The organism is Streptomyces sp. HUAS MG91, from assembly GCF_040529335.1.
GTDB lineage: Bacteria > Actinomycetota > Actinomycetes > Streptomycetales > Streptomycetaceae > Streptomyces > Streptomyces tabacisoli.
This window is the reverse complement of record NZ_CP159534.1, coordinates 7,577,769-7,603,443: the sequence shown is the minus strand read 5'-3', so window position 1 is coordinate 7,603,443 and position 25,675 is coordinate 7,577,769. Positions and strand designations below refer to the sequence as shown.

Below are 25,675 nucleotides of genomic sequence, written 5' to 3'. Positions count from 1 at the left end.
CGCGCATGAAGAAACAGGAGCAGGGCGCGGGCGTGGGGCCGACGGCCACCGGGAACGCGCGGGCGCGGCTGTGGGGGCCGTACCTGAGCGAGCGGCAGTGGGGCACGGTCCGCGAGGACTACAGCCCGGGCGGTGACGCGTGGTCGTACTTCCCGCACGACCACGCGCGTTCCCGTGCCTACCGCTGGGGCGAGGACGGGCTCGGCGGCATCTGCGACGACAAGCAGCGGCTGTGTCTGGCGATCGCCCTGTGGAACGGGCAGGACCCGATCCTGAAGGAGCGCGCCTTCGGCCTCACCAACGGCGAGGGCAACCACGGCGAGGACGTCAAGGAGTACTACTTCTACCTCGACAGCACGCCCAGCCACTCCTACCTGCGCTACCTGTACAAGTACCCGCAGGCCGCCTATCCCTACGACATGCTCCTGTCGGTCAACCGCGCCCGCGGCCGGCAGGAGTTCGAGTACGAGCTGATGGACACGGGGATCTTCGACGAGAACCGCTACTTCGACGTGACGGTGGAGTACGCGAAGGCGGACCACGACGACATCCTGATGCGGATCACGGTGGAGAACCGGGGCCCCGACGAGGCGACGCTGCACGTGCTGCCGACGCTGTGGCTGCGCAACACCTGGTCCTGGGGCGACGGGCGCGCACCGGATCCCGCGCCGCGGCTGCGCGCGGCCGAAGGCCCCCGGCAGGTCTCCACCGTGCGCGCCGACCATCCCGGACTCGGCTCCTACGACCTGCGGTGCGCGGGGGCGCCCCGGCTGCTGTTCACGGAGAACGAGACGAACACCGAGCGCCTGTTCCAGACCCCGAACGCCTCCCCCTACGTGAAGGACGGCATCAACCGGTACGTCGTGGAGGGCGAGGGGACGGCCGTGAATCCCGCCCGGGAGGGCACCAAGGCGGCGGCGCACTACACGGTGGTGGTCCCCCCGGGCGGATCCGAGACGCTGCGGCTGCGCCTCGGCCCCGCGGGCGGGCAGCTGTCGCTGGCCCGCGGCTTCGACTCGGTGTTCAGGCAGCGCATCTCCGAGGCGGACGACTTCTACCGGGAGCTGACCCCGCCCCGGGCGAGCGAGGACGAGGCGCGGGTGCTGCGCCAGGCGCTCGCCGGGATGCTCTGGTCGAAGCAGTACTACGCCTTCGACCTGGAGACCTGGCTGGCCGAGCACCATCTGTCGCCGTGGAGTCTGCCGCGGCCCGGGGTGCGCAACCGCGAGTGGTTCCACATGATCAACGACGACATCATCTCGATGCCGGACAAGTGGGAGTACCCGTGGTTCGCCGCCTGGGACCTGGCGTTCCACACGGTGGCGCTCTCCGTCGTCGACGTCGAGTTCGCCAAGCAGCAGCTCGAACTCCTGCTGCGCGACAGCTACTTGCACCCCAACGGGCAGATCCCCGCGTACGAATGGAACTTCGGCGACGTGAATCCGCCGGTGCACGCCTGGGCCGCGTACTTCGTGCATCTGATGGAGGAGCGCACGACGGGCCGCACGGACATCGCGTTCCTGGAGCGCACCTTCCAGAAGCTGCTGACGAACTTCACCTGGTGGGTCAACCGCAAGGATCCGTCGGGCCGCAACGTCTTCCAGGGCGGCTTCCTCGGCCTGGACAACATCGGCGTCTTCGACCGCAGCGCCCCGCTGCCCACCGGCGGCACGCTGGAGCAGGCCGACGGCACCGCGTGGATGGCGCTGTACTGCCAGTCGATGCTGCAGATCGCGCTCGAACTCGCCCAGCACAACGACGCCTACGACGAGCTGGTCCTCAAGTTCGTCGAGCACTACCTGTGGATCGCGGCCTCGATGGACCGGATCGGCGACCTCGGCGACGAACTGTGGGACGAGGAGGACGGCTTCTTCTACGACGTGCTGCGGCTGCCCGACGGGCAGGCGGTCCGGCTGAAGGTGCGCTCGATGGTGGGGCTGCTGCCGCTGTGCGCCTCCACGGTGTTCCGCCCCGAGCAGCTGGCCCATCTGTCGGGTCTCGGCGAGCGGCTCCAGCGGTTCGCCGCCCGCCACCCCTCCCTGTCGGTGACGCTCAGCGCGGCGCAGTCCGGCACGGCGGGCGGGCCGCGGCTGCTGTCGATCCTGGACGAGAAGAAGCTCGTCCGCGTCCTCGGGCATCTGCTCTCCGAGGACGAGTTCCTCAGCCCGTACGGGGTGCGCGCGCTGTCGCGCCATCACGCCGAGCACCCGTACACGTTCTGGGCGGGCGGCCAGGAGTACCGGGTCGGCTATCTGCCGGCCGAGTCGGACACCGGCATGTTCGGCGGCAACTCGAACTGGCGCGGCCCGGTGTGGCTGCCGATGAACGCGCTCGTGGTGCGCGCCCTGATCAACCTGTACGGCTTCTACGGCGACGAGTTCACCGTGGAGTGCCCGACGGGCTCGGGCGTGCACAAGAACCTGTTCGAGGTCGCCGAGGAGATCACGGCGCGGCTGACGCGGATCTTCCTGCGCGGCGAGGACGGGCGGCGGCCCGTCTTCGGGGGTCAGACGAAGTTCCGCGACGATCCGCACTGGCGTGACCTGATCCTGTTCCACGAGTACTTCCACGGGGACAACGGCGCCGGGATCGGCGCCTCGCACCAGACGGGCTGGACCGGTTTGATCGCCCCGCTGATGAAGATCTTCGGCACGCTCGGTCCCGACGCGTTCCGTCCCGACGCACCGAGGAGGCACGGCCGATGACCGAGATGCCCGCACAGCCCGTCGTCCACGAGGTCAACACCCGGGTGTGGCTGCGGGAGCTGGGGCCGCGCACCGGCCGGCCCCCGGGGCTCGCCGAGGTGCCGAAGGACGCGTGGGACGAACTGACCCCGGCCGGGGTCGACGTGGTCTGGCTGATGGGGGTGTGGGAGCGCAGCCCGCTGGGGCGCTCCATCGCCCTGGGCGATCCGGTGCTGCGCGCGTCGTTCGACGCGGCGGTTCCCGGGACGCGCGAGGAGGACATCGCCGGGTCGCCCTACTGCATCCGCCGCTACGCGGTGGACGAGGCGCTGGGCGGCGCCGAGGGCCTCGCGGCCGCCCGCGCCGCCCTCGGCCGCCGGGGCGTCGGCCTGCTCCTCGACTACGTGCCGAACCATGTGGCGCCGGACAGCCCGTGGGTCGCGGAGCACCCCGAGTACTTCGTGCGGGGGGACGCCGACGACGTGCGCCGGGACCCGGCGGCGTTCCTCGACACCGGGCGGTCGGTGCTCGCGCGTGGCCGCGACCCGTTCTTCCCGCCCTGGCCCGACGTCGTCCAGCTCGACGCGTTCGCGCCCGAGCTGCGCCGGGCCACGACCGAGGTGCTGACGGCCATCGGCGAGATGTGCGACGGGGTGCGCTGCGACATGGCGATGCTGATGATGAACGAGGTCTTCGCGCGGACCTGGGGCGCGCGGGTGGGCCCGCCGCCCGAGCAGGACTTCTGGTCGGAGGTCCTCGCCGGGGTCCGCGGGCGCCATCCGCGCATGCTGTTCGCCGCCGAGGCGTACTGGGACCGCGAATGGGCCCTTCAGGAGCAGGGGTTCGACTTCTGCTACGACAAGCGCCTCTACGACCGGATCCTGCACGAGAGCGCCGGTTCCGTCCGCGCCCACCTGCGGGCCGACGAGACCTATCAGCGCCGTCTGGTCCGCTTCCTGGAGAACCATGACGAGCCGCGGGCCGCGCAGACCATGTCGCCGGACAAGGAACGGGCGGCGGCCGTCCTGATCGCCACGCTGCCCGGCGCGACGCTGTGGCACGAGGGCCAGTTCACCGGGCGCCGGATCCATCTGCCGGTGTTCCTGGACCGCCGCGTCGACGAGCCGCCGGACCAGGGCCTGCGCGCGTTCCACGAGCGGCTGCTGGCCCGGGTCCACCGCAGCGGCATGCGGACCGGGCACTGGCGGCTCCTGGAGTCCCGGCTGTGGCCGGACAACACGTCGGGGCTCGACCTGATCGCCTCCTGCTGGACCGGCGACGCGGGCCGCTTCCTGACGGTGGTCAACCTCTCGGACCATCGGGCACAGGCCCGCGTGCCGCTGCCCTGGCCGGAACTGGGCCAGGACACCTGGGAGTTGACGGAACTGCTGTTCTCCGACGACCGGTACGGGCGCTCGGGGGCGGAGCTCCTGGACAGCGGCCTCTACGTGGATCTGCCGCCCTGGGGCACGCACGTGTTCTCGGTGGCCTCCCCGGGGAGCTGATCACTCCTCGTCCTGGGCGACGGTCCAGCGGGCGCCGCTGCGCAACCGGAACGCCAGGACGGCCTCTTCCAGGGTGGGGAAGAACCGCTCGGGTTCGAAGGTCCGGGTCAGCCCGTACCGCGCGAGCTTGTCCCGGACCGGATCCTTCATCTCCGCGAACATCAGCTGGACGCCCTGCTCCTGGAGCGCGGCGTCCAGCTCCAGCAGGACGTCGGCGGCGGTGGTGTCCACGTCGGTGACCGGCTCGGCCGCGAGCAGCACCTGGCGGACCCGCGGGGTGTGCCGCACGATGCGCAGCACCTCGTCGCGGAACGACTTGGCGTTGGCGAAGAACAGCGGAGCGTCGAAGCGCAGGACGACCAGCCCCGGCAGGTGTGCGGCGCGCGGGTGCGAGCGCACGTCGTGGTAGCCCGCGAGGCCGGGCACCCGTCCGAGTTCGGTGCTGTACGGCCACCAGGCGCGCCGGAAGACATTGAGGATGGACAGTCCGACGGCGATCCCGATCCCGGGGAGCACGCCGAGCAGCGCGACGCCCAGGAACGCGGCGATGGCCAGCCAGAACTCCGCCTTGCGCTGCCGCCACAGGCGCCGCGTCCCGCGCAGGTCGGCCAGCGAGAGCGACGCGGTGACGACGACGGCGGCGAGCGCGGGCTGCGGCAGGTCGCGGAAGAGGCCGGGCAGCAGGACCAGCATGAGCAGGATCAGCCCGGCGCCCACGACGCCGGTCAGCTGGGTGCGGGCCCCGGCCCGTTCGGCGACGGCGGTGCGTGATCCGCTGGTGCTCAGGGGAAACCCCTGGAAGAGTCCGGCGGCGAGGTTCGCCGCGCCGATGGCGAGCATCTCGTCGTTGCCGCGCACCTCCTGCCCGGTGCGGGCGGCGAAGGCGCTGGCGTTGGAGATGGTGTCGGCCAGCGAGACCAGGGCGATGCCCAGGGCGCCCGCGAACAGCGTCCCGAGGTCGCCGAGGGACACGTGCGGCACGGTGAACGGCGGGAGCCCTTCGGGCAGCCGGCCCACGGTGTGCACCCCGTGCTCGTCGAGGTGGAACACGACGGACGCCGCGATGGCGAGGACGACCATGACGAGCACGGCGGGCACCTTCGGCAGCAGCCGTTGCAGCAGCAGGATCAGGGCGAGGCAGCCGATCCCGACGGCGAGGGCGGCCGGCACGGTCCTGCCGTCCGCCAACGCCCGTACGAAAGCGTCGAGTTCGGCGGGGATGCCCTTGGCGTCGGTGGAGAATCCGAACAGTTTCGGCAGCTGCCCGACGAGGATGGTCAGGGCCAGGCCGTTCATGTAGCCGATCATCGTGGGTTTGGAGACGAGGTCGGCGACGAAGCCGAGCCTGGCAACCGCCGCGAGGACCATGATCGCGCCGACCATGAGGGCGAGCACGGAGGCGAGCGCGACGGCCCGTTCCGGATCGCCGCCGGCCGCCACCAGGGGCAGCACCGTCGCCGCGATCATCGGGCCGAGCGAGGAGTCGGGTCCGAGGACGAGGATGCGGGACGGGCCGAAGACGGCGTAGGCGAGCAGGCAGAGCACGGACGTGTACAGGCCGGTGATGGCCGGCAGTCCGGCGAGTTCCGCGTACGCCATGCCCTGCGGGACCAGGAGGGTGCTCAGGACGATGCCGGCGATCAGGTCCTTGGCCAGCCAGTCGCGGCGGTAGTCGCGCAGCGTCCGCACGCCGGGCGGCACCCAGCCCATGCGGGTCTCAGCCCCGCTGCCGGCGGCGGGCGAGCAGCTTGCCGAGTTCCCACAGCCCGAGCAGGGCGAGGGCGGGCAGCAGGGCCCAGGCGAACTGGCCGATGTGCAGCGGTGTCGTGCCGAGCAGGCGGTTGAGGACGTCCGTCTGGGTCGCCAGGACGGCGAGCACGAACTCGCCGAGGAGCGTCCAGTTGAGCTGCTTGCTGTCGAAGGTCCGGGTCGTCAGGACGGTGCCGGTCTGCTCACGGCATTCGAGCGCGGCCACGATCAGGCAGAGCGCGAACGCGGTGAAGGCGATCGAGTTGCCGATGCGCGGGCTGTCGTAGCGTGCCTCGCCCAGCTTGATCAGGGCGAGCAGCGCGACGGCGACGAAGGCGCCGACGAGGCCCACGGTGACCATCAGGCCGCCGGTCATCACGGGTTCGCCGCGCGGGCGCGGACGGCGGGCCATCAGGCCCGGCCTGACCCGGTCGAAGCCCAGGGAGAAGCCGAAGGCGGCGTTGACGAAGAAGTGGATCCACAGCACCTGGGCGGGGCTGAAGGGTTCGCCCCCGGCCAGGTTGAGCAGGGTCGCGCCGAGGAAGGTGAGGACGAAGACGACGAGCAGGACGAGGACGAACCGGATGTACTTGGTGAGGTTGTCGTAGATCTTGCGGCCCTGTTCGACGGCGTGGACGATCGTGGCGAAGTTGTCGTCGGACAGGATCATCCGCCCGGCGTTCTTGGCGACCTCGGTGCCCGAGCCCATGGCGATGCCGATGTCGGCGGCCTTGATGGCGGGGGCGTCGTTGACGCCGTCGCCGGTCATGGCGACGACGTCGCCGTGCTTCTTGAGGGTGTCGGCGAGGAGCACCTTGTGCTCGGGGGCGACGCGGCCGACCACGCCGATCCGGTCGATGCGCGCCAGGCGTTCCGCCTCCGGCAGGGCGGCGAAGTCGGCGCCGAGGATCGCCTCGCCGCCGATGCCGACCTGTTCGGCGATGGCGGCGCCGGTGATGACGTCGTCGCCGGTGACCATGCGGACGCGGATGTGGGCGGCCTGCGCGGCGGCCACGGCAGCCCTGGACTCGGCGCGCGGCGGGTCGGCCATGCCGACGAGACTGGTGACGCTCAGCTCCGTGACGAGGGCGAGGAGGTCGCCGCTCGGTGCGAAGCGGGCGGGGTCGAGGTCGCGGACGGCGGCGGCCATGACGCGGCGGCCCGCCCGCTCCATCCGTTCCACCTCGCCCTGTGCCCGTTCGCGCAGGGCGGCGTCGAAGGGGACAGCCGTCCCTTCGGAGAGGGCGGTGGCGGCGCGTGCCAGGACGGCCGGCGCCGCGCCCTTGACGAAGCAGCGCACGACCGCCCGGCCCGTCTCGTCGCGGGTCTCGTGGAAGGTCGCCATGAGCTTGTGGGCCGGGTCGAACGGCAGGGTCGCGAGCCGGGGCAGCCGGTCGCGGGTCGCGTCGATGTCGAGGCCCGCCTTGTGGCCGAGGACCAGCAGGGCGCCCTCGGTGGGGTCGCCCACCACCTGCCCGTCGACGAGCGTGGCGTCGTTGGCGACGAGGTAGGGCAGGATCGCGTCGTCGATGGCCGCGGTGGACCCCGCGGCGTGGTGGACGCGGCCCTCCAGGGAGTAGCCGGTGCCGGAGACGGTGTACCGGTCGAAGGCGTCGACGACCTCGACGACGGTCATCTGGTTCATCGTCAGGGTGCCGGTCTTGTCGGAGTTCACGGCCGAGGTGAAGCCGAGGGTCTCCACCGACGGCAGGTCCTTGACGATGGCGCCGCGGCGGGCGAGTTCGAGTCCGCCGAGCGAGAGGATCGTCTGGGTGACGGTGGGCAGCGCCTCGGGGATCGCGGCGATCGCGAGCGAGACGGCGGCCACGAAGAGCGCGTCCCAGGCCTCGCCGCGGCTGCGCCCCAGGGCGAACATCACGATCATGGTCAGTCCGGCGGCGCCGACGATCCACAGGGTGAGCCGGTTCAGCTCCACGGTGAGGGGCGAGGGTTCGGGCCGGGTCGCGGTCAGCATCCCGGCGATCCGGCCGAGCTGGGTCGCGGTGCCGGTGGCGGTGACCAGCAGGACGCCGCTGCCGTGGGTGACGGGGGTGTTCATGAACGCCATGTCGGTCTGGTCCGCGGGCCCGAGGTCGCTGCCGCGCACCGGTGCCGGGTCCTTCGCCACGGGGACGCTCTCGCCGGTCAGCGCGGACTCGTCGATCTGGAGCGAGCTGGCCGACAGCAGGCGTCCGTCGGCCGGGACCTCGTCGCCCGCGGCGAGCAGCACGATGTCGCCGACGACGACCTCCTCGGCGGGGATCCGCGCCTCGTTGCCGTCGCGGCGCACCCGGGCGGTGGCCTTGGACATCTCCTTCAGGGCGTTCATGGCGCTCTCCGCCTTGCCTTCCTGACGCAGCCCGATGACGGCGTTCAGGACGGTCAGGGCGAACAGCACCACGGCCGTCGCCCACTCCCGGACCGCGAGCGACACGACGGCCGAGGCGGTGAGGATCAGCTGCATGTAGGAGGTGTACTGGCCGAGGAAGCGGCTCAGTGCGCCGCGGGTGCGTTCCTGCGGCAGCGCGTTGGGCCCGTCCTCGGCGAGCCGGGCGGCGGCGCGCGCGGCGCTCAGGCCGAGGACCGGGTCGACGCCGAGCTGCCCGGCGACCGCCTCGGCCGAGCGTGTGTACCAGACCTCCGCCGCGGTGTGCGCGGTCATCGCTTCCGCCTCCGATCCCGCCCGTGACCGGCGGCGTAGGGGTCCGCCGCCGAACCGGCCGGCGCCTCGCGCTCCAGCTTCTTCTTCTCGCGGGCGAGTTCGCCGCGGCTCTTGTCGTCGATCTCCGGGTAGCGCGGATCGATGTCGATGAGGGTGTGGGCGAGGACGGCGGCAGCGCAGATCCGCGCGAACCACTTGCGGTCCGCGGGGATCACGTACCAGGGCGCCCACGTGGTGCTGGTCGCGGAGAGCATCTCGGAGAACGCGCTCTGGTAGGCGTCCCAGCAGCCGCGTTCGCGCACGTCCGCCGCCGAGAACTTCCAGTTGTGGTCGGGCAGGTCGATCCGTTTGAGGAAGCGGACGCGCTGCTCCTCCTTGGACAGGTTGAGGAACAGCTTCACGACGCGGAAGCCGTTCTCGGTCAGATACCGCTCCCAGTCGTTGATCTCCCGGTAGCGGCGGCGCCACAGCTTGCGGCCCGTGGTGGTGTCCGGCAGCCGCTGGCGGCTGAGGAGTTCGGGGTGGACCCGCACCACGAGCACCTCCTCGTAGTGGGACCGGTTGAAGATGCCGATCTCTCCTCGGTGGGGCAGGTTGCGGGCGTAGCGCCACAGGTAGTCGTGGCCGAGCTCGTCCGCGGAGGGCACCTTGAAGCCCGCCACGCGGACGCCCTGCGGGTTCACCCCGCTCATGACGTGGCGGATGGTGCCGTCCTTGCCGCCCGCGTCCAACGCCTGGAGGCAGAGCAGCACCCCGGTCGCGCCGTCGGCGGCGAGCCGCCGCTGGTAGTCGGCCAGGAGCTCGACGCCGGTGCGCAGCAGCTCCCGGCCGGCCTTCTTGTTCTTCACGCCCGCCCGGTAGGCGGGGTCGAAGTCGTCCGCCAGATGCACCTTGGCGCCGGGCCGCACCTTCAGCGGAGCGATGAACTCGGCGATCCGCTCGGCTTGTTCGTCCGGCGTCCGTGCAGGTCCTTCGCGCATACGTCACCTCGGCCGGTCAGGCCCGACTCGGTTGTCCGCGGGGCGGGTTCAGAAGAGGGTGTCGCGCCGGACCACGCACAGCGCCCAGATGATGAATCCGTCCATCGCGATGAGGGTCAGGGACCACAGGGGGTGGTAGGGGATGGAGAGGAAGTTGGCGATGATCATCAGTCCGGCGATGATCACGCCGATGACCCGGGCCCACTTCATCGCGACGAAGAGGCCGAGGCTCACGGCCACCGCGATCGCGCCGAGGGCCATGTGGGTCCAGCCCCAGCCGGTCAGGTCCCACTCGTAGACGTAGTTCGGGGTCGTCAGGAAGACCTTGTCCCTGAGGACGGCCGACAGGCCACGGCAGAAGTCCAGGGAACCGGAGATGAACAGCAGCACGGCGGCGAAGACGGTCAGTCCGCCGGCCGCGGCCATTTTGACGTCGGAGCGTGGGTGCGACCCCGTCGAGGTGGCCATGACACTACCTCCGTGTTCGGTGCCGGTGCGGAACGCACCGCTGTGCCCCGAGTGTCGCGCCCGGTACCGGGGGTGGGTCGTCACCCTCCGGGGGTGACGACCCGGAGGGCGTCCTCCGGAACGCTGTCCGCCGTCCCGCCCGCGATCGGAGGCGAGCAGATGACCGTGCCGCCGGCACCGCGCGCAGCGGCTCCCTGGCCGCGCCGGGTGCTCGCGCCGCTCGCCCTGGCCCAGTTCGTGTGCAGCTTCGCCGGGTCGAACATGAACGTGATGATCAAGGACATCAGCGCGGACCTGGACACCACGGTGCAGGGCGTGCAGGTCGCGATCACCGTGTTCCTGCTGGTGATGGCCGCGCTGATGATCCCCGGCGGCATCCTCACCGACCGCTTCGGCCGCAAGCGCTGCTTCGTCGTGGGTCTCGCGGTCTACGGGGTCGGGGCCCTGCTCAGCGCGGCGGCGCCGGGGCTCGGCGTCCTCATCCTCGGCAACTCGATCCTGGAGGGTGTCGGCACGGCGCTGCTCATCCCGCCCGTGTACATCCTCACCACGCTCCTGTTCACCGAAGTCGCCGACCGGGCGCGGGCGTTCGGGGCGATCATGGCGATGGGCGGGATCGGGGCGGCGGCGGGGCCGCTGATCGGCGGGCTGATCACCTGGGCGCTCAGCTGGCGGGCGGCGTTCGTCTTCCAGGCGCTCGTCGTCGTGGTGATCATCGGCCTGAGCCGGCGCGTCCACGATCCACTGCCACCGGACCCGGAGTGCGACGTCGACACGGTCGGCGCGGTGCTCTCGGCGTCCGGGCTCGTCCTGGTCGTGATGGGCATTCTCGCGGCCGACGACAACGGCTGGCTGACGCTCGGACTGGTGTCGGCCGGGGCCCTGGTGCTCGCCGCGTTCTTCCGCTGGGTACGGGCGCGGGAACGCGCGGGCGCCCAGCCCCTGCTCCCCACAGTCCTGTTCCGCGACCGCACCTCGAACCTCGGGCTCATCACGCAGCACCTCCAGTGGCTGCTGCTGATGGGCATCTCCTTCACGGTCGCCGCGTATCTCCAGGTCGTCCGCGGCTACGACGCGATCAGCACCGGCGTCATCTTCACGGCGTCGACGGCCGGGCTGCTGGTGTCGTCCCTGGGAGCGCAGCGGTTCGCCCGCCGCAGGGAGCAGCGCAGCCTCGTGATGGCCGGGTTCGTCACCACGGTCTGCGGCATCGGTGTGCTGATCGGTCTCGCCCACGGGTCGCCGGACGTCTGGCTGTTCACCCCGGGGCTGCTGCTGATCGGGCTGGGGCTCGGGGTGATGCTCACCCCGTCGGTCAACATCGTGCAGTCCAGTTTCCCCGAGGATCTGCAGGGCGAGATCTCCGGGCTCTCCCGCAGTGTGTCCAACCTGGGCTCGTCCGTGGGCACGGCGGTCGCGGGCACCATCCTGGTCGCCGATCCGGCCGTGGGCCCGTACGCGACGGCGCTCGTCGTGCTCGCCGTGGCCGGGCTCGGCGGGCTCGCCGCGGCGGCCCGGCTCCCCCACGGGCCGGGTCAGCGCCCGTCGTAGCGCACGGCGGCCCGGACCACGAGGTCCGGCACGGCGGCCCGGCGCCGGCTGAACGGGATCCACAGCAGCCCCAGCGGGAACGACACGCTGAGCGCGGCCCTGAGCAGGGCCCGGGGCAGTCCGAGGCGCCGCCCGGACCGGTCACCGACCCGCACCCCCATCATCCGCCCGCCGACGCTCTGCCCCGTCAGCGCCCAGGCCCCGCCGAGATAGCACACGGCGAACGTCCAGGCGATCGCACCGGCGAGCCGCCCGTCCCAGTGGGGCACCCGCAGCGGAGGACCGACCAGGAGCAACCGTGCGCATCCCGCGCCGAGTTGGACGACGAGGCCGGTCAGGGCGACCAGCGACACATCGAGCAGCCCCGCGACTCCCCTGGTGACGAGCCCCGCCACCTCCCCCTCACTCATCGCCGCGCCGCAGCAGCCGATCGGCGATCCGGTTCACCTCACGGTCCCCGCGCCGCCCGACCCCCCGCACGGCGGCGCCGGTCTCCGCGGCCATCCCGCCCCCGGTGTCCCGCACGATCCGCCCGAGATCGATCTCCCGCAGCACGTCACGGGTGAGTCCCACGAGGTCGATGCGGGCGATGATCCGGCCGATGTCGACGCGGTCGGCGATGCCGTTCACGTCGACGCGGGCCGCGATGGGGGCGACGGAGACGCGGTCGGCGATCGCGTCGACGTCCACACCGGCCGCGACGCGGTCGGCGTCGACCCGGGCGGCGATCGCGTTCACGTCGACCCGGGCGGCAACGGCGTTCACGTCGACGCGGGCCGCGATGGCATCGACATCGACCCGATCGACGATCGCCGCCGCGTCCACCCGCCCGGCGATCGCGTTCACGTCGATCCGGGCCGCGACGGCGTCGACGTCCACCCTGGCCGCGATCGCGTTCACGTCGACCCGGGCCACGATCCGGCCGATGTCCAACCGGGCGGCCACGGCGTCCAGGTCCAGCCGGTCGAGGACGAGGCCGACCGCGCCGCGCAGCACGGCGCCGGTGAGCGACTCCACCGTGTCCCGGGCGCGCCGCGTCCCCCGTGCCACGAATCCGGTGAGGGCGTCCGCGTAGGCAGGCATCATCCGCAGACCGCAGCAGAGGCCCGGGCGGGCGGCCTCATCCGTCATGGGTGATTCGGTGCCGGAGTGTGTCATTGCAGGCACGGAAAGTGTTCCTTGGCCGTAATCTGTTCGTCCAGGCCGTCCCTGACCCCGTTGGCCGAATCCCGTCGCTTCCCGGACCTCCGCGGACGTCCGATCGACCTAGGGGAAGTCGCCGTGCTGAAAGACAACGCATGGCCCGTCGGGCAGATCCGGGTCCGCCAGGTCCACGGCATCGGTGTGATCGAGCTGCACGGCGAGTTCGACATCGCCACCGCGCTGGAAGCCCTCCCGGCGCTCGACGCGGCCACCTGCGACGACGGACGGACCGTGGTGCTCGACCTGGGCCCGGTCACGTTCTTCGACGTCTACGCGCTGCGGCTGCTGTGCCGGGCGCAGGACCGCGTCGTCGCCCGGGGCGGCCGGCTGCTCGTCGTCTGCGCCCACCGGAACATCCTGAAGCTGCTGCGCGCGGGCGGCCTGCTCGACCGGTTCGATCCGCTGCCGACCCTGGCGGAGGCCATGGAACGGGGCGCCCGGGAGGCCGCGGGGTGACCTCCGCCCGACCGGCGACTCCCCTTCGGCGGGCAGGAGTTCGGCCCGCGCTCCGACCAGCCCGAACGGCAGGCCGTAGCGGTCGGCCAGGGTCCGGGCCAGCCACAGCACGCTGACGCCCGCGGCGCCGAGCCGCCCGGTGTGCCGCAGGTCGACGAGGACGCCGGTGCCGCCGGGCCGGATCGCCTCGTGCAGCAGCCGGCCGACCGGCGCCTCGGCGGCCGGTCCGAGTGCGGCCCGTACCTCGATCACCACGCATCCGCCGACGCGTCGCACCAGCACGGGCGCTGGTGTCCGGCGGCGGAGCCGGAGCACGGGGCTCCATGCCATGGCGCCCACCCCCCTGGGCTCGGCGAAAACCCAACGTGGCGCCGCGCACGGCCCCGCGGGAGGGGCCACTCGGCCCTCACCCGCGGGGCCGGTCGGCCCCGCATCCCGGCGCGCGCCGACTACAGCGGACGCCGTAGGCGCCTGGTACGCGATCCCAGGGTTTTCACCGTGGCCGGGGCGCCGCCGACGCGTCATCGTGGAGGGCACGGAAGTTGACGGGGGCTTTCGTACATGGGGGAACACGGGGGAACGGGGGTGTCCGCAACGGGCACCCCCGCTGTTCCGGCCCGGCGGTCGTGGTGGTCCGCCGGGCCTCCTCAGGCCCTCCCCGCCCCCTCCCCGGTGCCGTTCAGGTGTCCGCCGAGCGGCTGATGAGGCGCACGAGCTGGGCCCTGCGGTGCACGCCGGCGAGCTTGCGGTAGATGTTGCCGAGGTGGAACTCGACCGTCTTGACGCTGAGGAAGAGCTGTTCGGCGACCTCGTGGTTGGTGACTCCGCGGCCGACGGCGAGCGCGACACGCAGTTCCTGCGGGGTGAGCCCGTCGAGCGGGGTGTGTCCCGCGCCTCCGGCGCGGACACCGTCGCCGCCCGCGGCGCGGAGTTCGGCGGCGGCACGGTCCGCCCAGCCGCTCGCGCCGAGCCGTTCGAAGAGGGCGAGCCCGAGCCGCAGCCGGCGCCGGGCCTCACCGCGCCGCCCCTGCCTGCGCAGCAGCTCGCCCCGGGCGAACTCGGTGCGTGCCCGCTCGAACGGGGCCGTCACGTCGTCGAGCCGGGCCAGGGCGCGGTCCATGTGGAGGTCGGCGCGGGCCGGTTCGAGCATGCCGCGCACCCGGGCCGCGGCGGCGGTGACGGGACGGTCGCCCCGGCCCGCCTCGTGGTCGAGGACGCGCAGGACGTCGTACGCCTCGTCGGTGCGGTGGAGATGGACATAGGCGTCGGCGAGATCGGCGGCCCAGCACAGATAGAGGCCGTCGCCGCGGCCGTTGACGACGGAGAAGTCCCTGACCTGCTCCAGGTGCCGGGCCGATTCCTCGAAGCGGCCGAGACCGAGTTCGAGCAGGCCGAGCGCGCCGTGGGCGCGGGCCGCGTCCATGGGGAGCCCGGTGACGGCCGCGAGGGACACGGCCCGCGCCGCGTGCCGCCGGCAGTCGGCCTCCTTGCCGCGGGCCGCCTCGGTCCTGGCCTGGGCGGCGAGCGCCCGGCACACCTCCAGGACGCGTCCGGTGTCCTCGCCGAGCCGGACGGCCTCGTCGGCGTGCGCGAGGGAGGCGTTCCAGCGGCCGCCCCAGAACTCCAGCACGGCGGCCGTGCCGAGGAGATGGGCGAGGAGGCCCACGGTGCTGGAGGCGCGCGCGGCGTGCACGGCGCGGTCGAGCAGGGCGTTCCCCGCGTCCAGCTCCTCGGCGGCGAGATGGCACAGGCCGCCGACGCCGGAGACCGGGTACGGGAACGCCGGGTCCGGTGCGGCGAGCGGCTTCTCCAGGTCGTGCAGGAGCGAGCGGCCCTTCTCCGCGTCGCCGCCGAGGAGTTCGACGAGCGCGTGCAGGAGACGTACGGGCAGCGCGGTGGAAGGGTCGCCGAACGCGTCGGCGAGCCGCATCGACTCGGCGGAGGCGGCGCGCGCCGCGGTGAGGTCGCCGATGGCGAGTTCGGTGAAGGTGACGCCGCCGAGCATGACGGCGGCGAGCGCGGGATCGACGTGCCGGGCGTCCTCGACGGCGGCGCGCAACTGGTCGCGGGCGAGTGCCGTGCGGCCGCGCTGGATGTCGACGTAGCAGCGCACCTGGCGGATGTCGAGGCGGGTGCGTTCGTGGGCGGCGTGGGCGAGGGCGCGGTCGAGCAGGTCGGCGGCCTCGTCGAGGGAACCGGCGGCCTGGGCGGCGCGGGCGGCGGCGAGCAGCCGGCGCGCCCGGTGCTCGTCCTCGGGGGTGAAGCGGGCGGCGTGGGCGTACAGCCGGGCGGCGAGCGGCAGGGTGAGACTGCCGGGCCCGCCGGAGGCGGCGCGCTCCAGCGCGGCGGCCACCTCTTCGTCGGGGTCGGCACCGGACTCGGCCAGGTGCCAGGCGTAGCGTTCGACGGCGGTGGGGGCCGTGGCGTCCCGCAGGGCGTGGGCGACGGTGCGATGGGCCTGCCAGCGGCGCACGGCGCTCGCCCCGTGATAGACGCTGGAGCGCACCAGCGGATGCCGGAAGACGTACGCGCCCTCCTCCACGGTCAGCAGCCCGGCCCGCTCGGCGGGTTCGAGCGCCGCGTAGGTCAACTCGTGGGCGCGCAGGACGCGTTCGGTGCCAGCGAGGGGGCGCGGCCCGAGGACGGCGAGCAGCAGCACGGCGTCCTGGGTGCGCGCGGGGAGCCGGGCGACGGCGCTGTGGAAGGTGCGGGTGAGCATGTCGCCGATGGGCAGCGGGGCGCCGGTGTCGGGCCGGTGGCCGCCGCGGGCCAGCAGCGCGGGGAGTTCGACGAGGGCGAGGGGGTTGCCGCGGGCCTCGGCGAGCAGCCGGTCGACGTCGTGCGCGGAGAGCGGTTCGCCGGCGACGAGGCGGCGCGCGGAGTCGGCGTCGAGGCCGCCCAAAGTCAGGGTCTCCACGGGTGCGAGCCGGGAGGCGGTCCCGTCGCCGTCGCGGGTGGCGTACAGGGCGGCGACGCCTTCCCGCTTGAGCCTGCGGGTGGCGAAGGCGAGGGCGTCGAGGGAGTACGGGTCGAGCCAGTGCGCGTCGTCGACGACCATCAGGACGGGGCCCGTCTCGCTGACCGCGCCGAGCAGGCTCAGGGTGCCCGCGGCGACGGCGAACCGGTCCTGGTCGACGGCCGGGCCGAGCGCGAGGGCGCCGGTGAGGGCGGCGGCCTGCCGTTCCGGGATCCGGTCGAGGAGGTCGGTGACCGGCCGGAAGAGATCGGCGAGTCCCACGTACGGCAGTGCGGTCTCGGCCTCGATGCCGTGGGTGCGCAGCTGCGTCAGGTCTCCGGCGACCGACGCCGCGTAGGCGAGGAGGCTGGACTTGCCGATCCCCGCCTCGCCCCGCACGACGAGGGCCGCGCTGCGCCCGCCGCGTGCCGCGTCGACCAGGTCGTCGAGCCGTGCGCACTCCGCTGTCCGCCCCAGCAGCATGCGGCCAGGGTAACCGCGGCGCGCGCGACGGCGTCCCGCCGCGACCGGGCCCGGCCGGGCCCGGTCGCGGCGGCCGTGGCCGGGTGGCTCTCAGACCACTTCCGCCACCGTCTCCGGCTCCCCGTGCGCGAACTGCGTCCGGTACAGCTGCGCGTACCGTCCCTCGACGGCGACGAGTTCGTCGTGCGTGCCGCGCTCCACGATCCGGCCGTTCTCCACGACCAGGATCTGGTCGGCGGAGCGGATCGTGGAGAGCCGGTGGGCGATGACGATGGCGGTGCGTCCGTCGAGGGCCTCCGCCAGGGCCTCCTGCACCGCGGCCTCGGAGGTGTTGTCGAGGTGGGCGGTGGCCTCGTCGAGGATGACGACGCGCTGGCGGGCGAGGAGCAGCCGGGCGATGGTCATGCGCTGGCGTTCGCCGCCGGACAGCCGGTAGCCGCGCTCGCCGACCACCGTGTCGAGCCCGTCGGGCAGGTCGCGCACCAGGGTCTCCAGGCGGGCCCGGCGCAGCACGTCCCACAGTTCGTCCTCGGTCGCCTCCGGCCGGGCGAGCAGCAGGTTGGCGCGGACGCTGTCGTGGAAGAGGTGGCCGTCCTGGGTGACCATGCCGAGGGTGGCGCGGATCGATGTGGCGCTCAGGTCGCGTACGTCGACGCCGCCGATCCGTACGGCGCCCGCGTCGGTGTCGTAGAGGCGGGGCAGCAGTTGCGCGACGGTCGACTTGCCGGCGCCCGAGGAGCCGACGAGGGCGATGGTCCGGCCGGGTTCGGCGCGGAAGGAGACGCCGTGCAGGACCTCGGCGCCGCCGCGGTTGTCGAGCGAGGCGACCTCCTCGAGGGAGGCCAGGGAGACCTTGTCGGCGGACGGGTAGCCGAAGCGGACCTCGTCGAACTCCACGGCCACCGGCCCCTCGGGGACCTCGCGGGCGTCCGCTTTCTCCTCGATGAGCGGCTTCAGGTCGAGCACCTCGAAGACCCGCTCGAAGCTGACCAGGGCGCTCATGACCTCGACGCGGGCGCCCGCCAGGGACGTCAGCGGCGCGTACAGCCGGGTGAGGAGCAGCGCGAGGGAGACGACGGTGCCCGCCTTCAGGCTGCCGTCGAGCGCGAAGTAGCCGCCGAGACCGTAGACGAGGGCGAGCGCGAGGGCGGAGACGAGGGTCAGCGCGGTGATGAACGCGGACTGCGCCATGGCCGTGCGCACCCCGATGTCGCGTACCCGCCGGGCCCGCGCCGCGAACTCCCGCGACTCCTCCTCGGGGCGCCCGAAGAGCTTCACGAGCGTGGCGCCCGGCGCGGAGAACCGCTCGGTCATCCGGGTGCCCATGGCCGCGTTGTGCGCGGCGGCCTCGCGCTGCATCCGGGCCATCCGGGAGCCCGTGCGGCGGGCCGGGATCACGAAGACCGGCAGCAGGACCAGTGCGAGCAGGGTGATCTGCCAGGACAGGGTGAGCATGACGGCCAGGGTGAGGACCAGGGTCACGACGTTGCCGACGACACCCGAAAGAGTGTTGCTGAACGCGCGCTGTGCGCCGATCACATCGTTGTTGAGGCGGCTGACGAGCGCGCCGGTGCGGGTCCGGGTGAAGAACGCGACGGGCATCTTCTGCACATGGTCGAAGACGGCCGTACGGAGATCGAGGATCAGGCCCTCGCCGAGGTTGGCGGAGAGCCAGCGGGCGAGCAGCCCGATGCCGGCCTCGGCGAGGGCGATCACCGCGATGAGGACGGCGAGTCGCACCACGCGTGTCCGGTCGTTACCGCCGACGATGGCGTTGACGACGTCGCCCGCGAGCACCGGGGTCGCGACGGCCAGCAGTGCGGTGAGGACGCTCAACAGGACGAACTGGACGATGCGCCGCCGGTGCGGTCGCGCGAACGCGCCGATGCGGCGCAGGGTCGCGCGGGCGAAGGGGCGGTTGTGGGAGCCGCCGTTCTGGGCGTTCATGACGCTGTGCAACTGCGTCCAGGCTGTGGTCTCCATGCTCATGCCGACGACAGTAGGACCTCAACCAATATTGAGGTCAACACGTGGATGCGAGGAGCCAGGACGTGCCGGAGTTGGGAAGACGTACGTTGCTGTCCGCGGTCGGCGCCACGGCCGCGACGGGCCTGCCCTCGGTCGCGCCGGCGGCTCGGGAGCTCGACGTCCGGCGCGCGGGCCCGTACGAGGACGAGGTGCGGGCGCTGCTCGCGCGGATGACGCCGCAGGAGAAGCTGGGGCAGTTGCAGCAGCTCCCGTGGGTCTACGACCTGAATCCCGGATCGGGTTCGACGAAGGAGGTCGAGGACGCGGCGCGGTCGGGCCGGCTCGGTTCGGTGCTCAGCGTCTTCGGCGCGCGGACGACCAACGCGCTGCAGCGGCTCGCCGTCGAGGAGTCGCGGCTCGGCATCCCGCTGCTGTTCGGTCTGGACGTGATCCACGGCTTCTGGACGACCTTCCCGATCCCGCTCGCGCAGGCCGCCGCCTTCGACCCGGAGGTGGCGCGCGCGGACGCCGAGGTGTCGGCGCGCGAGGCCCGGTCCCACGGCGTGCACTGGACGTTCTCGCCGATGATGGACGTCACGCGCGAGCCGCGCTGGGGCCGCGTCGCCGAAGGGAACGGCGAGGACCCCTTCCTGACCGCGCGGTACGCGGCGGCGAAGGTGACGGGCTATCAGGGCTCGGACCTCTCGGCGAAGACGGCCGTCGCGGCCTGCGCCAAGCACTTCGTCGCGTACGGCGGCGCCGAGGGCGGCCGCGACTACAACACGGTCGACGTGTCGGAGTCCCGGCTGCGGAATCTGTACCTCCCGCCGTTCGAGGCGGCGCTGGAGGCGGGCGCGGCCACGGTGATGGCGTCGTTCAACACCGTCAGCGGTGTCCCGGGGCACGGCAACGCGCACACCCTCACCGACATCCTCAGGAAGGAGTGGGGTTTCGAGGGGATGGTGGTGAGCGACTGGACCGGCGTCCAGGAGCTGATCGCGCACGGCTTCGCCGAGGACGGCGCGGACGCGGCGCGGCTCGCCCTGAACGCGGGTGTCGACATGGAGATGACGAGCACGAACCTCCGCACCCACGGCGGACGGCTGCTGCGCGAGGGGAGGATCTCGCGGCGCCGGGTCGACGACGCGGTGACGCGGGTCCTGCGACTGAAGTACGCACTCGGGCTCTTCGACGATCCGTACGTGGACGAGGACGCGGCACTCACCGGGCCGTCGGCGAAGGCGCGGGAAGCGGCCCGCGCGGCGGCGGCCCGCTCGATGGTGCTGCTGAAGAACGACGGCGGGATCCTGCCGCTGAGCCGGACCCTCGGATCCCTCGCCCTGGTGGGCCCGTTCGCCGACTCGGCGGATCTGCTGGGTACGTGGGTGGTGCCCGCGGCGGCCGAGCGGTTCCCGGCGGTGAGGATCCTGGACGCCGTCAGGAGGGCCGCGCCGGACACGAAGGTGACGTACGCCCGGGGTGTCGCGCCGGAGGGCGGGGACACGGCGGGGATCGGGGCGGCGGTCGCGGCGGCGCGGGCGGCGGAGCTGACGGTCGTGGTCGTGGGCGAGCCGGCGGGCTTGAGCGGGGAGGCGGCGGCGCGGAGCGACCTCGCGCTGCCGGGCGCGCAGGAGGGGCTGATCGCGGCGATCGCGGAGACGGGCCGGCCGTTCGTGGTCGTCCTGGTCAACGGCCGTCCGCTGACGGTCGGTTCGTGGCTGGACAAGGCGCCCGCCGTGGTCGAGGCCTGGCATCCCGGCGTCGAGGCGGGGCACGCCGTCGCGGACGTGCTGTTCGGGACGGTCAACCCGGGCGGGAAGCTGCCGGTGTCGTTCCCGCGGACGGTCGGCCAGCTCCCGGTCCACTACAACCACGAGTCGACGGGACGCCCCTACGACGCGGACAACAAGTACACGTCCAAGTACCTGGACCTGCCGCCGACTCCGCGGTTCCCGTTCGGGCACGGCCTCAGCTACACGACCTTCGCGCTCGGCGCCCCGGAGCTGAGCCGGGCGCGCGTGTCCGCGCGGGCGCTGCGCCAGGGGGACACGGTGGAGGTGTCGGTTCCCGTGCGCAACACCGGGTCCCGCACCGGCGACGAGGTGGTGCAGCTGTACGTGCGGGACGTGGCCGCAAGCATCGTCCAGCCCGTGCGCAGGCTGCGCGGGTTCCGGCGGGTCACGCTCGGCGCGGGCGCGGCGACGACCGTCAGGTTCCGGCTCGCCGCCGCGGACCTGGGGTTCTGGACGAACGATCCGCACGGCACGTTCCTTGTCGAGGAGGGGACGTTCAAGCTGTACGTCGGGACGAGTTCGACGGCCGACGCCGAACTCACCCTCAACGTCACCTAGTTCTCCCGGGAGCAGCTCCATGCCGTCCGTCCGCGTCGAACACACCGCCCACGTCAGCACGGTGATCCTGTCCCGGCCCGAGGCCCGCAACGCGGTCGACGGCGCCACGGCCGCCCTGCTGGCGGACGCCTTCCGGGAGTTCGAGGCGGACGACACGGCACGGGTGGCTGTGCTGTGGGGCGAGGGCGGCACGTTCTGCGCGGGCGCCGATCTGAAGGCCGTCGGCACGGAGCGCGGCAACCGGGTGGCGGCGGACGGCGACGGCCCGATGGGGCCGACGCGGCTGCGGCTGTCCAAGCCGGTGATCGCGGCGGTGAGCGGCCACGCGGTGGCGGGCGGTCTGGAGCTGGCGCTCTGGTGCGATCTGCGGGTCGTCGAGGAGGACGCCGTGTTCGGGGTGTTCTGCCGCCGCTGGGGCGTGCCGCTGATCGACGGCGGCACGGTCCGGCTGCCGCGTCTGATCGGCGAGAGCCGGGCCATGGACCTGATCCTGACCGGGCGGCCCGTCACGGCACCGGAGGCCCACGCGATGGGGCTGGCCAACCGTCTCGTGGCGCCGGGCCGGGCCCGCGCGGCGGCGGAGGAGCTGGCCGCCCGGCTGGCGGAGTTCCCGCAGGCGTGTCTGCGCAGCGACCGGGCGTCGGTACGGGAGCAGCACGGGCTCGACGAGGAGACGGCGATGCGGGCCGAACTCGGCCTCGGGACGCGGGTGTTGCGCGAGGGGATCGAGGGGGCCGCGCGGTTCACGGGCGGGGAGGGCCGGCACGGGTCGTTCGGCGAAGAGCGCTGATGGGGCGACCGGGCCGAGTGCGGCGACCGGGAGCGCTTACACAGGGTTCACGACCATGGCGAACATCACACATGGCGATACCCACGTCACCTACGGGAGCGAAAAGTAGTACCGATCCCCTAGGCTCGTTCACATGTCCTCCACCCCCGCCCCGCGCTCCACACGTCCCGCCCATGTGGTCAACGAGCAGATTCGGGGCCTTTGGGCGCGTACGGGCGGGCAGTTGACCGCCGATGACCGTGCGGAGTACGAGGCGCTGGTGACGGAATGGGCGGCCGCGACCGGTGAAGGAGTCGTGCAGAAGGCCTGACCGCCCCGCGACCGCCCCGCCTCAGGACTGGGGACGACTTCCATGGTTCGCCGCGTGCTTGCGGCGGGCCTTCTTTTTGCGTCGGCGCTTCGAGGACATGAGGACCTCCTCCGGAGAGAGCGGGCATTCAGGGCATTTCGCCCCACCACCATTCCACATGGCCCCCTCGCCCGCGATCCGGCCCCTTCGGCACCGCGCGTCACCCGCACGCCTCGATGGCTGGAATCTTTCGCCGGTGGGCCGGAAGGCAGGCAGCGCCGTCTGAGGCCCGTGGGGCTTTTGGGGCCAGTGGGAGGCGTGGGGCGAGGCGTCTGTTCCGCGCCAGATGTTCACATCTTCTCCTTAAGGCGTTGACGGCGCGGGAAACGCTCTGACAAGGTCGCGGGGCCCGTCGAACCCCTTGATGAGGGACTCAGGAGCCCCCGGACCCGATGAACGCCAGCGCCGCACCCGTTCCAGGCCACGACCCGTCCGGACCCGCGCCCGGACAGGACTGGCGGCGCTTCGCGCGGGTCCACTGGGCGAGGGAGCCGGTGGTGGTCCCCGGTGTCCGGCCGCTGGGCCTCGGCCCGGCCGACGCCCACGCCCTGGTGCGGGCCGCGATCGCGGCGGCCGCGCCCGGACAGGTGCGCCTGGCGACGGCGGACGGCTGGCTGCGGGACCCGGGCCCGCTGCTGCCGGGGCCCGGCGACCGGGACCCGGCCGGATACGCCGAGCGGCTCGCCCGGGAGCCCCGCCTCGCCGGTGACGGCTGGCTGCTCACGGTCTCCGATCCGCTCAGCCACGACTTCACGCTCTGGTCGCGGGTGCGGGACGTCCTCGCGGAGCTGTGGCGGTACGTCGGGCAGGCCCCGCTGCCCATCACGGCGGAGCTGGCCGTCGGCGACCGGCACCATTCCGTGGAGGACACCGCGGCCCGGACCGACGCGGCCGCGCTGACCTGGGTGCTCGACGGCGAGCTGACGGTACGGGTGCGCCCCGAGCACACCGGCACCGAGTACGCGCTGCGGGCCCGCGCGGGCGACATGGTCCACTGGCCGGCCGGCGGCAGCCACCTCGACCACCGGCCCGGCCGGTGCACCACGCTGCGGCTGAGCGTCCCCGCGCGGACCACCTCGGCGCTGCCGCTCGTGGCCGACGTCCTCGCGGACCTGATGCGTGCCGGCCCCGGGCACCCGGACGGGCAGCTCACCCTGCCGCACCCGATGCCGGCGGCCCCCGACGGGCGGCTCGGCGTGCCGCCCCGGCTCGCCGCGTCGGCGGCCCTCCTCACGGAGACGCTGGCCGGGCCGGGCCCCGAGCGGGCGCTGCTGCTGCGCTGGGCCGCGCTGCGCTCCGCGGCCGGTCTGGACCCGGCGCCGCCGCGCCGGCCCGCCGTCCGGCTCACGCCCCGGCACCGATTACGGCGCGCCGCCGAGATCGTCCGGCTGCCCCGCGAGGGCGGCGACACGGTGTGGGCGGCGAACGGCCACGCCTGGACGGCACGCCCGGCCGGCGCCGACGCCGTCCTCGCCCTGCTGCGCACCGCACCCCGCGCCGTCACCGTCACGGAACTGGCCCGCACCGCCCGCACCTCGGCCGACGACCCCGAACTCCTCTCCCTGCTCGTCGAGTCGTACCGCGCGAGGGCCCTGACGGCGGCCCCGGACCGCCCGGAGCGCCGCTCATGAATCCGTGCTCCCCGGCGCCCCTGGAGATCCTCGACACCCTGGACTGGCGCCGCTTCGCCGCCGAGTACTGGGACCGGCGCCCCGTCCTGATCCGCGGCACGGGACTGCCCCGTCCGCCGTTCGACCCGAACGAACTCTTCGAGAGCGCCGTCATCGCGGCGCAGCGGCCCGGCGCGGCGCACCGGATCCGGTTCAGCGCCGGGCAGCGCCACCTCGTGGATCCCGGGGATCTGCTGCCCCGGCCCGAGGACGCCTCCTTCGACGCCTACGACCGGCGGGTGACGGGACAGCTCGCCGGAGAATCGTTCTCCCTCATGGTCCTGTGCCTGCACTCCGCCCACCACCCGCTGTGGGCGCGGGAGCGGGACTTCCTCACCGGCCTGTGGGAGCAGGTGGGCCAGCCGGGCGCCGGCGCGACGACGACCCTCCTGCACGGATCCTGCGTACCCGCCCCGCCGGCCGTCCGGCGCGGCGCGGGCTTCCTGTACGTGGCCCTGGGCGCCCGGCGGCTGCGGCTCGGCCGGGACGGGCACTGGTCGGCGGCGGAGGCGGTCCCCGGCGATCTCGTGTACTGGCCCGCGGGCTACCGGCACACGGCGGATCCCGTCCCGGGCGCCTCCGGGGCCACGGCGACCGTACACATCGGCATCCCTCGCGAGCGGACGCGCCACGGCACCGGGCTGCCCTCGCTCCTCGCGCCGGGCCCGAACCCCGTCTCCCCGCAGGAGGGGTGGGGCGGTGACGGCATCCACGTACCCGGCGGCGACCCGCCGGACGATCTGCCCGCCGGGCTGCCGCCGGTGCTCGCGGCGGCGCTCGACCACTTCCGGCAGGCGGCGCGGCCCGCGGCCCTGGAGCGCCGGGTGGCCCGCGAGGCACTGCTCCAGGCCACCAACGGCGGCCTGCACCCGGTGCCGCCGCCCGCGCGCCCCGGCTACTTCACCGACGACGACGCGGTACGGGCGACCGAGCGCGTCCTGTGGTCCGAGGTCGGCGGCCGGCAACTCGTGGCGGCCTGCGGCCATGTCCTGGAGACGGACCTGTCCGCGCCGGAACTCTCCGCCGTCGTCGGCCTGTTGAACGCGGGCGAAACGGTTCTGGTGGGCGAACTCGCCCCGCCCGCCCGCTCATTGCTGTCCCGCCTCGCCGGGTTCCGGGCGGTGGAACGACTGTGACCGGCGCCGTTCTCGTCCTGGGTTCCGCCAGGGGGTGTATCGAAAGTGGATCGAGGCCGCAGGGCGAGCAACGGCCCGAGGTGGGCGACGATCCGGTCCGCGGCGGACTTGGAGACCCTAAACAACGGGGCCAATTGCACGCTGAGTTCGTCGGTTGAGATGCGCATGAGCACGGTGCCGACCGGGTCCTCAGGGTGGTCGGTCTTCTCTTTCGGTCGAACCCTGTCGCCCGGTTTGTACCGTCGAGAGGCCGGAGGCATGTTCAGTCGTCCTTCTCCGCCAGGCATGTGCCACGTCCCTTCGGGCCGCTCTGCCCCTTGCTCCAATAGGCCGTGATAATGCCCCCTCTGACCCATGTTCTTCCCGTTGAAAGTTCAATCCTCGTAGTCGACATACACGCAGTACGTCTTCTTCTTATTTCCGCGACCGTAGGGATGACAGTAGAGCGTGCAGTAGTTGGGAATCTGCGACCAGATGCCGTTTCCGAGGGCCAGGCCCCACTTCTTCTTTGCCGCAGCGTCGCGCGGGTGGCCCCGACCAGTCGACGCACCCGTATGCTGCCTGCAATATGACCAGCGGCCACCGGGGGTGGGGGCAACCCCCTGGAGCATCGCCGCGCTCACTGTCCCGGGAACCGACCCCTCCTCCGCGATCTTCTGCGGAGCACCCGACAAGGCACCCGACCCCAACTACAGCCACTAGCACAGACACGGG

Annotated in this window: 17 protein-coding genes and 1 pseudogene; 9 read left to right on the top strand and 9 right to left on the bottom strand. The window is 73.0% G+C overall.

The genetic code is table 11. From position 1 onward, the window contains the following. Positions 1–5 precede the first annotated feature (5 nt). Positions 6–2,705: a glucosidase gene (locus ABII15_RS34350; RefSeq protein WP_353946179.1), complete on the top strand. Its 2,700-nt coding sequence runs from the start codon at positions 6–8 to the stop codon at positions 2,703–2,705. Then, positions 2,702–4,189, top strand: a complete 1,488-nt coding sequence (locus tag ABII15_RS34345; RefSeq protein ID WP_353946178.1) for an alpha-amylase — start codon at positions 2,702–2,704, stop codon at positions 4,187–4,189. Before ABII15_RS34350 ends, ABII15_RS34345 begins: the two co-directional genes overlap by 4 nt. On the opposite strand, the gene sulP is transcribed toward ABII15_RS34345, so the two are convergent. The 4 genes from sulP to ABII15_RS34325 are packed head-to-tail and all read right to left on the bottom strand — an operon-like array spanning position 4,190 to position 10,048. Continuing rightward, a complete protein-coding gene (gene sulP, locus ABII15_RS34340) occupies positions 4,190–5,899 on the bottom strand; it encodes a sulfate permease (RefSeq protein WP_353946177.1) in 1,710 nt (569 codons plus the stop codon). A 7-nt stretch (positions 5,900–5,906) separates the two neighbouring features. Beyond that, positions 5,907–8,600, bottom strand: coding sequence for an HAD-IC family P-type ATPase (locus ABII15_RS34335; protein ID WP_353946176.1), 2,694 nt, complete (start codon positions 8,598–8,600; stop codon positions 5,907–5,909). Further along, the gene (locus ABII15_RS34330) at positions 8,597–9,580 is read right to left on the bottom strand and encodes a polyphosphate kinase 2 family protein (protein ID WP_353946175.1); all 984 of its coding nucleotides are present in this window, start codon (positions 9,578–9,580) and stop codon (positions 8,597–8,599) included. Before ABII15_RS34330 ends, ABII15_RS34335 begins: the two co-directional genes overlap by 4 nt. A gap of 48 nt (positions 9,581–9,628) precedes the next feature. Then, positions 9,629–10,048, bottom strand: coding sequence for a hypothetical protein (locus ABII15_RS34325; RefSeq protein WP_353946174.1), 420 nt, complete (start codon positions 10,046–10,048; stop codon positions 9,629–9,631). A gap of 159 nt (positions 10,049–10,207) precedes the next feature. On the opposite strand from ABII15_RS34325, the gene ABII15_RS34320 reads away from it, so the two are divergent. Beyond that, positions 10,208–11,599 (top strand): MFS transporter, encoded by a 1,392-nt coding sequence (locus ABII15_RS34320; protein ID WP_353947291.1) that lies wholly within the window; start codon positions 10,208–10,210, stop codon positions 11,597–11,599. On the opposite strand, the gene ABII15_RS34315 is transcribed toward ABII15_RS34320, so the two are convergent. Then, the gene (locus tag ABII15_RS34315; RefSeq protein WP_353946173.1) at positions 11,584–12,009 is read right to left on the bottom strand and encodes an RDD family protein; all 426 of its coding nucleotides are present in this window, start codon (positions 12,007–12,009) and stop codon (positions 11,584–11,586) included. The genes ABII15_RS34320 and ABII15_RS34315 overlap by 16 nt on opposite strands. Continuing rightward, positions 12,002–12,730, bottom strand: a complete 729-nt coding sequence (locus ABII15_RS34310) for a hypothetical protein (protein ID WP_353946172.1) — start codon at positions 12,728–12,730, stop codon at positions 12,002–12,004. The genes ABII15_RS34315 and ABII15_RS34310 overlap by 8 nt, the downstream gene beginning before the upstream one ends. A 150-nt stretch (positions 12,731–12,880) precedes the next feature. Here ABII15_RS34310 and ABII15_RS34305 point away from each other — a divergent pair, with 150 nt between their 5' ends. Beyond that, the gene (locus ABII15_RS34305) at positions 12,881–13,258 is read left to right on the top strand and encodes an STAS domain-containing protein (RefSeq protein WP_353946171.1); all 378 of its coding nucleotides are present in this window, start codon (positions 12,881–12,883) and stop codon (positions 13,256–13,258) included. A gap of 679 nt (positions 13,259–13,937) precedes the next feature. On the opposite strand, the gene ABII15_RS34300 is transcribed toward ABII15_RS34305, so the two are convergent. Further along, complete coding sequence (locus ABII15_RS34300) at positions 13,938–16,697, bottom strand: AAA family ATPase (RefSeq protein ID WP_353946170.1); 2,760 nt, start codon at positions 16,695–16,697, stop codon at positions 13,938–13,940. A gap of 90 nt (positions 16,698–16,787) precedes the next feature. Continuing rightward, positions 16,788–18,680, bottom strand: a complete 1,893-nt coding sequence (locus ABII15_RS34295; RefSeq protein WP_353947290.1) for an ABC transporter ATP-binding protein — start codon at positions 18,678–18,680, stop codon at positions 16,788–16,790. 68 nt (positions 18,681–18,748) lie between these two features. On the opposite strand from ABII15_RS34295, the gene bglX reads away from it, so the two are divergent. The 5 genes from bglX (at position 18,749) to ABII15_RS34270 (ending at position 24,961) form a co-directional block, all read left to right on the top strand. Then, complete coding sequence (bglX, locus tag ABII15_RS34290; RefSeq protein ID WP_353946169.1) at positions 18,749–21,016, top strand: beta-glucosidase BglX; 2,268 nt, start codon at positions 18,749–18,751, stop codon at positions 21,014–21,016. Between the two features lie 19 nt (positions 21,017–21,035). Continuing rightward, on the top strand, positions 21,036–21,806 hold the full coding sequence (locus ABII15_RS34285) for a crotonase/enoyl-CoA hydratase family protein (protein ID WP_353946168.1): 771 nt from the start codon (positions 21,036–21,038) through the stop codon (positions 21,804–21,806). A 133-nt stretch (positions 21,807–21,939) separates the two neighbouring features. Next, positions 21,940–22,116, top strand: a complete 177-nt coding sequence (locus ABII15_RS34280) for a hypothetical protein (protein ID WP_353946167.1) — start codon at positions 21,940–21,942, stop codon at positions 22,114–22,116. 431 nt (positions 22,117–22,547) lie between these two features. Beyond that, the gene (locus ABII15_RS34275) at positions 22,548–23,786 is read left to right on the top strand and encodes a hypothetical protein (RefSeq protein WP_353946166.1); all 1,239 of its coding nucleotides are present in this window, start codon (positions 22,548–22,550) and stop codon (positions 23,784–23,786) included. Next, positions 23,783–24,961, top strand: coding sequence for a hypothetical protein (locus tag ABII15_RS34270; RefSeq protein WP_353946165.1), 1,179 nt, complete (start codon positions 23,783–23,785; stop codon positions 24,959–24,961). The genes ABII15_RS34275 and ABII15_RS34270 overlap by 4 nt, the downstream gene beginning before the upstream one ends. A 50-nt stretch (positions 24,962–25,011) precedes the next feature. Here ABII15_RS34270 and ABII15_RS34265 read toward each other — a convergent pair. Next, positions 25,012–25,098 (bottom strand): annotated as a pseudogene (locus ABII15_RS34265) (IS5/IS1182 family transposase); the annotation flags it as partial. Positions 25,099–25,675 lie beyond the last annotated feature (577 nt).

Coding starts and splice junctions, on each gene's coding strand:
- ABII15_RS34270 (WP_353946165.1), top strand. CDS start 23,783: ATGAATCCGTGCTCCCCGGCGCCCCTGGAGATCCTCGACACCCTGGAC.
- ABII15_RS34285 (WP_353946168.1), top strand. CDS start 21,036: ATGCCGTCCGTCCGCGTCGAACACACCGCCCACGTCAGCACGGTGATC.
- ABII15_RS34310 (WP_353946172.1), bottom strand. CDS start 12,730: ATGACGGATGAGGCCGCCCGCCCGGGCCTCTGCTGCGGTCTGCGGATG.
- ABII15_RS34330 (WP_353946175.1), bottom strand. CDS start 9,580: ATGCGCGAAGGACCTGCACGGACGCCGGACGAACAAGCCGAGCGGATC.
- ABII15_RS34345 (WP_353946178.1), top strand. CDS start 2,702: ATGACCGAGATGCCCGCACAGCCCGTCGTCCACGAGGTCAACACCCGG.
- ABII15_RS34275 (WP_353946166.1), top strand. CDS start 22,548: ATGAACGCCAGCGCCGCACCCGTTCCAGGCCACGACCCGTCCGGACCC.
- ABII15_RS34335 (WP_353946176.1), bottom strand. CDS start 8,600: ATGACCGCGCACACCGCGGCGGAGGTCTGGTACACACGCTCGGCCGAG.
- ABII15_RS34295 (WP_353947290.1), bottom strand. CDS start 18,680: ATGGAGACCACAGCCTGGACGCAGTTGCACAGCGTCATGAACGCCCAG.
- ABII15_RS34325 (WP_353946174.1), bottom strand. CDS start 10,048: ATGGCCACCTCGACGGGGTCGCACCCACGCTCCGACGTCAAAATGGCC.
- ABII15_RS34320 (WP_353947291.1), top strand. CDS start 10,208: ATGACCGTGCCGCCGGCACCGCGCGCAGCGGCTCCCTGGCCGCGCCGG.
- sulP (WP_353946177.1), bottom strand. CDS start 5,899: ATGGGCTGGGTGCCGCCCGGCGTGCGGACGCTGCGCGACTACCGCCGC.
- ABII15_RS34280 (WP_353946167.1), top strand. CDS start 21,940: ATGTCCTCCACCCCCGCCCCGCGCTCCACACGTCCCGCCCATGTGGTC.
- ABII15_RS34350 (WP_353946179.1), top strand. CDS start 6: ATGAAGAAACAGGAGCAGGGCGCGGGCGTGGGGCCGACGGCCACCGGG.
- ABII15_RS34315 (WP_353946173.1), bottom strand. CDS start 12,009: ATGAGTGAGGGGGAGGTGGCGGGGCTCGTCACCAGGGGAGTCGCGGGG.
- ABII15_RS34300 (WP_353946170.1), bottom strand. CDS start 16,697: ATGCTGCTGGGGCGGACAGCGGAGTGCGCACGGCTCGACGACCTGGTC.